Source organism: Neobacillus sp. KR4-4, from assembly GCF_042136325.1.
Lineage (GTDB): Bacteria > Bacillota > Bacilli > Bacillales > Cytobacillaceae > Neobacillus.
This window is the reverse complement of record NZ_JBHHJU010000015.1, coordinates 127,435-135,208: the sequence shown is the minus strand read 5'-3', so window position 1 is coordinate 135,208 and position 7,774 is coordinate 127,435. Positions and strand designations below refer to the sequence as shown.

General features: G+C 40.9%; 7 protein-coding genes. 4 read left to right on the top strand and 3 right to left on the bottom strand.

All coding sequences use genetic code 11. The features are described 5' to 3' along the window. The first annotated feature begins 215 nt into the window (after positions 1-215). The 4 genes from ACE198_RS16525 to ACE198_RS16510 all read left to right on the top strand — a co-directional run bounded on the left by ACE198_RS16525 (position 216) and on the right by ACE198_RS16510 (position 4,391). Positions 216-1,286 carry a sulfate ABC transporter substrate-binding protein gene (locus tag ACE198_RS16525; protein WP_375376281.1) on the top strand — a complete coding sequence of 357 codons (1,071 nt, stop codon included), beginning with the start codon at positions 216-218 and terminating at the stop codon, positions 1,284-1,286. An 83-nt stretch (positions 1,287-1,369) separates the two neighbouring features. Then, on the top strand, positions 1,370-2,203 hold the full coding sequence (gene cysT, locus ACE198_RS16520) for a sulfate ABC transporter permease subunit CysT (protein WP_375376280.1): 834 nt from the start codon (positions 1,370-1,372) through the stop codon (positions 2,201-2,203). Positions 2,204-2,431: 228 nt separating this feature from the next. Beyond that, entirely contained in the window at positions 2,432-3,319 is an 888-nt protein-coding gene (gene cysW / locus ACE198_RS16515) for a sulfate ABC transporter permease subunit CysW (RefSeq protein ID WP_375376279.1), read from the top strand. Between the two features lies 1 nt (position 3,320). Further along, positions 3,321-4,391 (top strand): sulfate/molybdate ABC transporter ATP-binding protein, encoded by a 1,071-nt coding sequence (locus tag ACE198_RS16510; RefSeq protein WP_375376278.1) that lies wholly within the window; start codon positions 3,321-3,323, stop codon positions 4,389-4,391. A gap of 117 nt (positions 4,392-4,508) precedes the next feature. On the opposite strand, the gene ACE198_RS16505 is transcribed toward ACE198_RS16510, so the two are convergent. From ACE198_RS16505 to ACE198_RS16495, 3 genes are all read right to left on the bottom strand, one after another. Further along, entirely contained in the window at positions 4,509-4,817 is a 309-nt protein-coding gene (locus ACE198_RS16505; RefSeq protein WP_375376277.1) for a hypothetical protein, read from the bottom strand. 131 nt (positions 4,818-4,948) lie between these two features. Beyond that, positions 4,949-6,352 (bottom strand): decarboxylating NADP(+)-dependent phosphogluconate dehydrogenase, encoded by a 1,404-nt coding sequence (gnd, locus tag ACE198_RS16500; RefSeq protein WP_375376276.1) that lies wholly within the window; start codon positions 6,350-6,352, stop codon positions 4,949-4,951. Positions 6,353-6,417: 65 nt separating this feature from the next. Continuing rightward, on the bottom strand, positions 6,418-7,764 hold the full coding sequence (locus ACE198_RS16495) for a GntP family permease (protein ID WP_375376275.1): 1,347 nt from the start codon (positions 7,762-7,764) through the stop codon (positions 6,418-6,420). Positions 7,765-7,774: the final 10 nt, after the last annotated feature.

Below are 7,774 nucleotides of genomic sequence, written 5' to 3'. Positions count from 1 at the left end.
TACCTATCTAACCAAGTAAGCGAAGAAGCGAAAATAGCTTCTCTTCTTAGAGTTGGTCAAAAATAAACCAAAACCGAGTTTAAGTAGGGAGCCTTGACAGTTTCGTTCATATCAGGAGGCTCCCCGGCACGCCCGCGGAAAGCGAAGTGTCTGGAACGGAAATCAACAGACAAGTTTAACACAGCCTTTTGTTTAAAAAAAGGGGGAAATTACTAATGAAAATAACTTACAAATTCACAACTGTACTTATTCTAATCGCTCTTATTTTGGCCGGATGCGGTACACAGGCAAGCAACCAAAGTTCTGAGAAAAAGGATGGAGGAACCAAACAAGAAGCTGCAAAAACGAAGGAACCTGTCCAATTATTGAATGTCTCATATGACCCAACACGAGAACTTTATGAAGAATTTAACGGAGAATTCACTAAGTACTGGGAAAACGAAAAAGGGCAAAAAGTGACGATTCAACAATCACATGGCGGTTCTGGGAAGCAAGGCCGTGCCGTTATCGATGGACTTGAGGCAGATGTGGTGACATTAGCATTGGCCTATGACATTGATGAAATTGCGAATCTAGGAGGCTTACTCTCTAAGGATTGGCAGAAGAACCTAAAGGATAACTCCACACCATATACGTCGACGATTGTGTTTCTTGTTAGAAAGGGAAATCCTAAGGGAATTAAGGATTGGGACGATTTAACGAAAAAAGGTACTTCCGTCATCACCCCGAATCCAAAGACGTCAGGTGGTGCCCGCTGGAATTACTTAGCTGCTTGGGCCTATGCAAAAGATAAATTTAATGGTGATGAAACGAAAGTTAAGAAATTTATGAGCCAACTATATAAAAATGTAGAAGTTTTAGATTCTGGAGCCCGCGGCGCAACTACGACGTTCGTGGAAAGAGGAATTGGTGATGTCTTGGTTGCCTGGGAGAACGAAGCCTTCTTGACCCTAAATGAATTAGGAAAAGACAAGTTTGAGATTGTCGTCCCATCCATCAGTATTCTTGCCGAACCACCAGTTGCAGTTGTGGATAAGAACGTCGAGAAAAAGGGAACAAAAGAGGTGGCTGAAGCCTATTTGAACTATCTATACAGTGATGTGGGACAGGAAATAATCGCTAAGAACTATTATCGTCCTCGCAATCAAACGATTCTTGATAAATATGCAGATGTCTTTCCAAAAATTAATCTAGTGACCATTGACGACGATTTTGGGGGATGGAAAAAAGCACAAGAGACGCACTTTAGTGATGGCGGAACGTTTGATCAGATTTACCAGCCGTAAAAGTTGTTCAGTGGGACGGGTGTCCTCTATCAAGTGTGATGGAGGGCGCCCTACATGTATATTATTTGGAAGGGGTCAACCTCATGGCTCGTTTAGCAAGTATGAAAATGAAAAGAAATAGTGTTCTGCCGGGATTCGGCCTGTCGTTAGGGTTTACGATGTTTTATATAAGCATTCTTGTTATTCTGCCATTATCAATGATTTTTATTAATTCAGTGACAGTTGAGTGGTCAAAAATTTGGGGGACGATTTCAGATCCGAGGGTGGTTGCCTCCTATAAATTGAGCTTTGGTGCAGCGTTTTCCGCCGCGTTTATTAATGTTATTTTTGGCGTATTAATCGCATGGGTGCTAGTCCGTTATCCATTTCCGGGCCGACGAATTATTGATGGACTAGTCGATTTGCCGTTTGCCCTGCCAACAGCCATTGCTGGAATTGCCTTAACGACATTGTATACAGAGAATGGCTGGATTGGACAGTTTTTAGGTTTTAAGGTGGCGTTTACTCCGCTCGGAATTACACTGGCATTAACCTTTATTGGTCTGCCCTTTGTGGTACGTACCGTCCAGCCCGTCTTGCAAAGCTTGGAGAAAGAAATAGAAGAAGCATCGGCAAGCTTAGGGGCAAACCGTTCACAAACATTTGTAAAAGTAATATTTCCAGAAATAATGCCGGCTGCATTGACTGGTTTCGCGCTCGCCTTCGCGCGGGCCCTAGGGGAATACGGTTCGGTAGTTTTTATTGCAGGAAATATGCCGATGCGGACAGAGATTACCCCACTTTTAATCATGACGAAATTAGAACAGTATGATTATGCAGGTGCAACAGCCATTGCGGCCGTGATGTTGATCTTTTCTTTCACGACCTTACTTATTATTAACGTATTGCAGTGGTGGACGAATCGGAAATTTATTTAGTATTTTAATTGATTTTGAGGAAGGCGAATTTACCGGTTCTATCGGCGAATTTACCGGTTCTATCAGCGAATTTACTGATTCTATCAGCGAATTTACCGGTTCTATCAGTGAATTTACTGATTCTATCAGCGAATTTACCGGTTCTATCAGCGAATTCATCAGTTCTATCAGCGAATCTAAAAATAGCAAACTACAGATGAAAAAGAACAGGTCTAGAAGGAGGTCCTTATGGCAGGAAATGTCTCATTGCAGTATTCAACAGCACCGGTCCAAGCTTCGTCCAGCAACTCTGAACCACGCCTTGTGCGCTGGGTACTCATCACACTCGCTTTAGCATTCTTAGGGTTGTTTTTGGTGTTGCCACTGGTTGCTATTTTTATCAAAGCCTTTGATAAAGGGGCGGCAGTTTTTCTAGAGGCTATTAGCAATCCAGACGCATTATCGACTATTAAGCTAACACTAATAATTACCTTAATTACTGTTCCCCTAAATGCCATCTTTGGAGTCGCTGCGGCATGGGCGGTTACCAAGTTCAATTTTAAGGGGAAAAGTCTATTGATTACGATTATTGATCTTCCATTTGCCATTTCCCCAGTGATTGCGGGATTGGTGTTTGTTTTATTATTTAGTGCCCATGGTTTATTTGGACAATGGTTAATTGATCATAATATCAAAATCATCTTTGCAGTACCAGGAATTGCGCTGGCCACGCTTTTGGTGACACTGCCATTCGTCGCCAGGGAGCTGATTCCATTAATGCAAACCCAGGGAACGGCCGATGAAGAAGCTTCTCTGACGCTGGGGGCGAGCGGCTGGAAAACATTCTTTTTAGTAACTTTACCGAATATTAAGTGGGGACTTTTATATGGGGTTATTCTCTGCAGTGCGCGGGCGATTGGAGAGTTTGGGGCAGTATCGGTTGTTTCGGGACATATCCGGGGCCTGACCAATACGATGCCGCTTCATATCGAAATTTTATACAATGAGTATCAATTTTCCGCAGCCTTTGCGGTGGCTTCCTTAATGTCATTGTTTGCCATCATTACACTGATTGTAAAAAATTTCATTGAGTGGAAAGCTAGAAAGTCATTTGAATCAGAAGAAGGAGCGCATTAAGATGAGTATTCAAATCCAAAATATCTCAAAATCATTTGGAAATTTCCAAGCTCTTGATCAAATAAATCTTGATATTCAAACGGGGGAGCTCGTCGCACTGCTTGGTCCGTCTGGTTCTGGAAAAACATCGCTGCTGAGGATTATCGCGGGCTTAGAAGCAGCCAATCAAGGTGCGATTCTGTTTGGGGAAGAAGACATTACGCATATCAGTACAAAGGAACGAAAAGTAGGATTTGTCTTTCAGCATTATGCTTTGTTTCGCCAAATGACTGTTTTTGATAATGTTGCTTATGGATTAAAAGTGCGGCCCAGAAAATTACGGCCTTCCAAAAACGAAATAAGAGAAAAGGTCATGGAATTACTAAAGTTAGTAAAACTAGAGGCCTTTGCCGATCGATATCCATCCAATTTGTCTGGGGGTCAACGGCAGAGGGTCGCATTAGCACGGGCATTAGCGGTGGAGCCTAAGGTGCTATTGTTAGATGAACCATTTGGAGCCTTAGATGCTAAGGTCCGGAAAGATCTTCGCAGATGGTTAAGAAAACTTCATGATGATTATCAGATTACCAGTATATTTGTGACCCATGACCAAGAGGAGGCGCTGGATGTTGCCGATCGTGTGGTCGTGATGAATGAAGGGAAGATTGAGCAAATTGGAACACCAGAAGAGGTTTATGAAAATCCAAACAGTCCTTTTGTCTATCACTTTTTAGGAAATGTGAATTTGTTTAAAGGCCGTCTGCATAACGGGAAATTACGGAATGGGCATTTTGAAGTCGATGCCCCAGAATTTTCGGAGATAGAGAATACCGAGGCAGTTGGTTATGTTCGTCCGCATGATATTAGTATCGAAAGGGAAGCCAGCCAGGATTCAGTTTCTGCCAAAATTAATTATATTCATTTAGTTGGGGCAGCTGTCCAACTTGAACTGATTCGAAAGGATAATGGGGACTACCTAGAAGTGGAATTAAGAAAGGAGCAATTTCGCAGCCTCAATCTAAAGACAGGAGAAGAAGTGTTTGTAAAGCCGCAACAATTAAAAGTCTTTATCCCCCAAGATTATTCCATTTAATAGTATAGTTTAATCAGTGAAAATCAGATAAGATTACTGTTAGTATTCCTATCTGATTTTTACAGGGGGAGTAGGTTTGAGAGGTTTTATACATAGTGAGGCAATCAAGCAGGAAGATTAGCTTCCTGCTTGATTGCCTTCTGCCTTAGCTGCATCAACCATTAGAATAACTGCAGAGATAATATGCATAACCATTCCTACAAACGGAATCCAGCCTATACATGAAGTTATGATTCCAAGGACACTACCTGTAATGGACCCGCTGCCCTCTTTTTTGGTAATCACCAACGTAACAATATGTAATATTAACATAATTGCTAGAGGGGTCCATACAAGACTGATAACGATCGTACCTCCAAGTACAGGAATTCCTAGTAATGCTTCAAGCCCACCTGAAACCCATTTCAGTATTCTTGATGTTGACATAAAATCCCTCCCATAATTAGTTGGTTTTTCTTTCCATAATCCTTTCGTTTCATTCTATTCACACTCTATCTAAAAATAGAACAAAGTCCTATACTCAATAACGAGTATAGGACTTTGTGATTGATTAAAGATTAGTTCCAGTCAGTGTGAAAAACACCATCCATATCGATTCGCTCATAGGTATGGGCACCGAAATAATCCCGTTGAGCCTGTAAAAGGCTGGCATTGGAATGGCCTCTTCGATAGCTATCTAAATAGGAAAGGGAAGCACTTAAGCAAGGAAAGGGGATTCCAGAATTAATTCCCTCACATACGATTTTCCTTAAACCTGATTGATACTCTTTTACTTTTTCAGCGAAAAAAGGAGCAATTAATAAATTCTTCAAATTTGCTTGTGTTTGATAGGCTTCACTTATTACGTTTAAGAACTCAGCACGAATGATACACCCGCCGCGGAAAATAAGTGCAATTTCCTCCAATGGTAAGTTCCAGTCATAGAGGTCAGAGGTCATTTTATATTGTGTAAACCCTTGCGCATAGGCACAAACTTTACCCATATATAAAGCCTGTCTTATATGCTCAATCCACAAATCTTTATCTTCTATTGACAGCTCCACTTCCGGTCCAGCTAAAATTTCTTCTGCAAAAACACGTTCTTCTTTTAAAGATGATACATAACGGGAGAATAATGACTCCGTAATGATGGATAAGGGAATCCCATTATCGATAGCTTGCATACTTGTCCATTTACCCGTCCCTTTTTGCCCTACTTTATCAAGAATGACATCTATCAATGGCAGGCCTGTTTTTTCATCCTTCTTCTTTAAAATTTCGGCTGTGATTTCGATAAGGTAGCTTTTCAGTTCACCCTGATTCCATTTTTCAAAGGTATCGGCAATTTCATTCACAGATAATTGTAATCTTTCCCTTAAAAAGGTATAGGCTTCAGCGATCAATTGCATATCAGCATATTCGATGCCATTGTGGACCATTTTCACAAAATGCCCTGCACCTTTTGGACCAATATATGTACAACATGGGGTACCATCTACTTGGGCCGCTATTTTGGTGAGGATGGGCGCTACTTTTTCATAAGCATCTTTCTCCCCGCCAGGCATAATCGAAGGACCATTTAAAGCGCCAACCTCTCCACCAGAAATGCCAATCCCTAAATACTCAATTTTTTTCGACTTCAGATCCTCATATCTTCTGGCCGTATCTTCATAATGGGAGTTCCCGCCGTCCATAATAATGTCCCCAGGCTCAAGAAAAGGAACTAACGATGAAATCACTGAATCGATGGCTGCCCCAGCGGTCACCATAAGGAAGATCTTCCTAGGGGTTTCCAAGGATTGAACAAAACTTTGTACGTCGTAATACGGGGCGATCGTTTCACCGTCAATTCTATGTAAAAGTTTATCTGTGAGATCCCTCGTGTAATTATAGACCGCTACTTTTTCACCATTGTTTGCCATATTTAAGGCAATATTGCTGCCCATTACACCTAATCCAATAACTCCAATTGTATTGTCCATTTCACTTTCTTCTCCTTTAAACTGCCAATAGTGGGGAACATAAATCCCCCACTATTGGCTTTATCTTAAACAAATAAACTTAGTATTAAAATAAAACCTAAACCACAAACGGAAATGATTGTCTCAAGTAATGTCCAGGTTGCAAATGTTTCTTTCATGGTTAAACCAAAATACTCTTTAAACATCCAGAAACCGGCATCGTTAACGTGCGAGGCAATTAAACTACCCGCTCCAGTGGCTAGGACGACTAAGGCAAGGTTCACGTCTGTTTGACCTAACATTGGAATCACTAACCCAGCAGTGGTTAAAGCAGCAACTGTCGCAGATCCTAAGGCAATACGTAAAATAGCTGCGATGATCCATGCTAGAATAATTGGTGATAATGAAGTACCTTTAAATAATTCAGCTACATAGTCTCCTACATGACCATTAATTAATACTTGTTTGAAGGCACCGCCGCCACCGATAATTAATAGCATCATCCCAATATGTGAGATGGCTGTTGAACAAGAATCCATCACTGTTTTAATAGGAATATTTCTTGCTAACCCCATTGTATAAATAGCGAATAATAACGAGATCACCATGGCAGGCGATGCACCGCCGACAAAACGGATAATGGCAAGTAAAGTGTTATCTGCAAATCCCATTGTTTTTTGAAGCAAAGTAATAATTGTAGCGATCGACATTAGAATTACAGGAAGCATTGCAGTAAATACACTGATTCCAAATCCAGGGGTGTCTTCCATTTTGAATGTTTTTTGCTCACCTAAAGAGGCGATATCTCCAGTTCTCGTAAAGGATGCAGGAACCAATCTTTTCGCTATCTTTGTAAACAAAGGTCCAGCAATAAAGACAGTTGGAATGGAAATAATAAAGCCGTAAAGTAATACTTCCCCAATATCTGCGCCATATTCACCTGCGATGGTTGTTGGTCCAGGATGTGGAGGTAAAAATCCGTGTGTTACAGATAAAGCTGCTGCCATTGGAATACCAAGAAATAGAATAGAAACCTTTAATTGTTTAGAAATCGCAAATACGATTGGAATTAATAAAACTAATCCTACTTCAAAGAATAAAGCAATTCCGATAATGAATGATGCGACCACTACAGCCCACTGAATATTCTTTTCACCAAATTTATTAACAAGAGTCATCGCAATCCGCTGCGCTCCTCCTGAATCTGCAACTAATTTACCAAGCATTGCACCAAGCCCGAAAATGAGTGCTATATGTCCAAGTGTCCCGCCTAGCCCAGCTTCAATTGTTGCGATGATTTCATCTAGTTTCATTCCAAGTGCAATGGCCACACCGAATGAGACAATGATAAGTGAAACAAAGGTGTTTAATTTAAAGCCCATGATTAAAATCAGTAATGCTATAATCCCAATTGCAACTATAATTAATGGCATGAAAATTCCC

Coding starts and splice junctions, on each gene's coding strand:
- ACE198_RS16525 (WP_375376281.1), top strand. CDS start 216: ATGAAAATAACTTACAAATTCACAACTGTACTTATTCTAATCGCTCTT.
- cysT (WP_375376280.1), top strand. CDS start 1,370: ATGGCTCGTTTAGCAAGTATGAAAATGAAAAGAAATAGTGTTCTGCCG.
- cysW (WP_375376279.1), top strand. CDS start 2,432: ATGGCAGGAAATGTCTCATTGCAGTATTCAACAGCACCGGTCCAAGCT.
- ACE198_RS16510 (WP_375376278.1), top strand. CDS start 3,321: ATGAGTATTCAAATCCAAAATATCTCAAAATCATTTGGAAATTTCCAA.
- ACE198_RS16505 (WP_375376277.1), bottom strand. CDS start 4,817: ATGTCAACATCAAGAATACTGAAATGGGTTTCAGGTGGGCTTGAAGCA.
- gnd (WP_375376276.1), bottom strand. CDS start 6,352: ATGGACAATACAATTGGAGTTATTGGATTAGGTGTAATGGGCAGCAAT.
- ACE198_RS16495 (WP_375376275.1), bottom strand. CDS start 7,764: ATGCCATTAATTATAGTTGCAATTGGGATTATAGCATTACTGATTTTA.